The sequence below is a fragment of the Pseudomonadales bacterium genome (genome assembly GCA_013215025.1).
Lineage (GTDB): Bacteria > Pseudomonadota > Gammaproteobacteria > Pseudomonadales > DT-91 > DT-91.
Genome location: JABSRR010000268.1, coordinates 1 through 2,429, shown reverse-complemented (window position 1 = coordinate 2,429; position 2,429 = coordinate 1). Strand labels below are relative to the sequence as shown.

At 50.0% G+C, this 2,429-nt stretch carries 3 protein-coding genes; all 3 read right to left on the bottom strand.

What is annotated here, in order from left to right; translation table 11 throughout:
* A partial coding sequence (locus tag HRU21_12745; GenBank protein ID NRA43158.1) for a hypothetical protein occupies window positions 1–277 on the bottom strand: 277 nt, incomplete at its 3' end.
* Between the two features lie 181 nt (window positions 278–458).
* Entirely contained in the window at window positions 459–1,481 is a 1,023-nt protein-coding gene (locus HRU21_12740) for a hypothetical protein (GenBank protein ID NRA43157.1), read from the bottom strand.
* 36 nt (window positions 1,482–1,517) lie between these two features.
* A complete protein-coding gene (locus tag HRU21_12735; GenBank protein ID NRA43156.1) occupies window positions 1,518–2,204 on the bottom strand; it encodes a tyrosine-type recombinase/integrase in 687 nt (228 codons plus the stop codon).
* Window positions 2,205–2,429 lie beyond the last annotated feature (225 nt).

The following is a 2,429-nucleotide window of genomic DNA, read 5'->3' as shown; positions in this document are numbered from 1 at the left end:
CTTCTAAACGTCGCGTCTCGGCGTCAGCCTTTCGAGCCTGGGCAATGTTGCGAATATCGGCAGAACTGGTGCCGGACTCGTAGCGGATCAATGCTTGTATAGCTTCTGGCAAGTGGTAAAGCGTTTCGTTATCCTTATCCACGCGCGGCGATACGCCAGCCTCGACCATCCGTTTTTTTACCGTCGATCTATCATGACCCGAGAGCGCAGCAATGGTGGAAGTAGACGCCAATTTGCTCAGTTGATCGGTCGTGGTGATGTCGGACTTTTTCGCCATAGCTTTCCGCAGTCCCCTAACCTAAGCGATTCCGGCGCATAAGGCAAAATAGCCACTGCTGCTGACGCCTTACGGGCGGTAAAATTTACAGACTCATCGCGAACGGACCCTGAAACGGGATGCGTTTTTGTAAGTACCTTAAAATAAACAGGTTGCACAACCGGCCCCACGGATAGGGCTGTCAGTGATAGCCGGCAGCCTTCGATTCAGCTAAAAAGTTAAAGGCAAATGCACGAAGCGCCCTAACTGTTTCGCAACTACCGCCAGCCACTAAAGCTGGGTCGAAGTCCATTGGCTTATCTGATTTAATATTGTTAAACTCCTTAGAAAGTGGACGCATGTTTTTGTGGTGCCAACACAACCCGACGTGCTCAGGGTTGGTTTGGTCAAACCATTTACAAGGTACGATATGATCTATAACCCATTCGGTTCCGCAGTTGTCCCATGTCATCCAATCCTCAAACCTTGATTCAAGGTAAGTTTTGAAACAATCAGGAGAGCATCCGAGCATCTCAATCATCCGTGTTGATTGCTTTAAGCCCTCTGACCTGCCGGACCATGGGCCGTGTATTTTCTGCAAACGCTTCCGCCATAGGTGTGCGGCTCTAAATTGCGGATCGTTGTAGTATTTGTCTCTAAAAGCTTGATTGTTCTTCTCGCGTTGTTCCTCGGTCAATTCTTTGCTTGAATACTTGAATAGAGGTAGGTCCCTAAACTTTGACTTGATACCCCCAGCCTTCAGGGGCTTTCTACTCATTCTCTCAATCTCAGACACGCGCGGGTATGGCAGCTTCTTATTCTGGTAAGCGGCAGATGAAGCCTTCCCCTCTGCCATTGTCCTTTTCTTTACGCCGTGTTTTCTCAGAATCCTATCAATTGGGCGGACGCTTTCCTTGCCCATGATGGCCTTCGATATAGCCTTTTTACCCAACCGCTCCTCAACGTAAAGCCTTACAATCTTCGCCTCTTGTTCCTCGGTGAATTGAATCCCTCGGAGCGCACATGATTCTTTCGAAGTGCGATTAACAATACCGCCCTCTTTCAAAACCCTTTTAACAAGAATCGCAGCATTATCTCTTCCGAACACCTCAACGCCGACCTGCCTCATGCTTTTGCCTTCGTCAGCATATAGCCGGTAGATCAGCAGCCTTTGTTCTTGGGTTACGTGGTATTTGCGCCCATCTACCTTAGCCAAAACAGTCATAGCCCAAATATAAGCCAACCGGATCACAAATCAAAATCACCCCATAACCAACACATTGCCAGCCTGCTCTGGCATGATCGACCAGTATGCATCTGCCTGCTTAGGGCTTCTACTTGTCACGTAATGATCGAACAAGACCTGCGCACTACCGCGATGCCCCATCTCAACGGCGATGCGTCCGGGGTTATGTTCAGCCTGTATTCCATAGGACGCGAAACTATGTCTCATTGCGTTGTTGCCCCAGGGCTCGCCTTTGCCCTCTTCTCCTACGGCAAACCCTGCTGACTTTCTCGACTTGTCGAACTGCCTTCGCCATTTGGCACCCCTTGGAGAGACGGGCCCGGACGTCTTAGCGTATGGTAGTAACCACGCTTTGAGATTTGGCCTAACGGAGATGATGCGGCGGAACTTCTTCTTAGTAACCGCTCCCTGTAGTTCAATCAGGTCAGTGTCGAGGTTTACCTCCTGCCAGTCTAGGCGCTGAATCTCCGAGACGCGGCAACCAGCAAATAGCCCGATAGCTATTGCTGGACGCATTTCATCTGAGGCATTCGCCAAAAGGCTTGCGGCCTGTTCTGGGGTCAGGACATGAATCTCACTTTCGCGCCTCGGTGGTTGCTGCGTTAGCTTCACAGGGTTGCCGCCACAATACCCCCATGCGTGACACTGCTTGAATAGCATGGTCAACTGTGTCCGATAATTTCTCCAAGTCCTGGGTGCCAACTGGTCGCCGTTTCGATTCGACTTCAAGCCCAACATCCATTCATCCAAATCCTTTACCGTGATAGTCGATACAATTCTGTCACCCATGTCATTGGCGAACCTTCCAAGGCGTGAGTAAATGTCATTCATCGCCCGGTCTGATAGGGACATGGATTCTTTTAAGGCTGTAAATTCTTCAACTGCAACTGCGACCGTCACCGATGCGTTATTTTGAGCATGACGGTC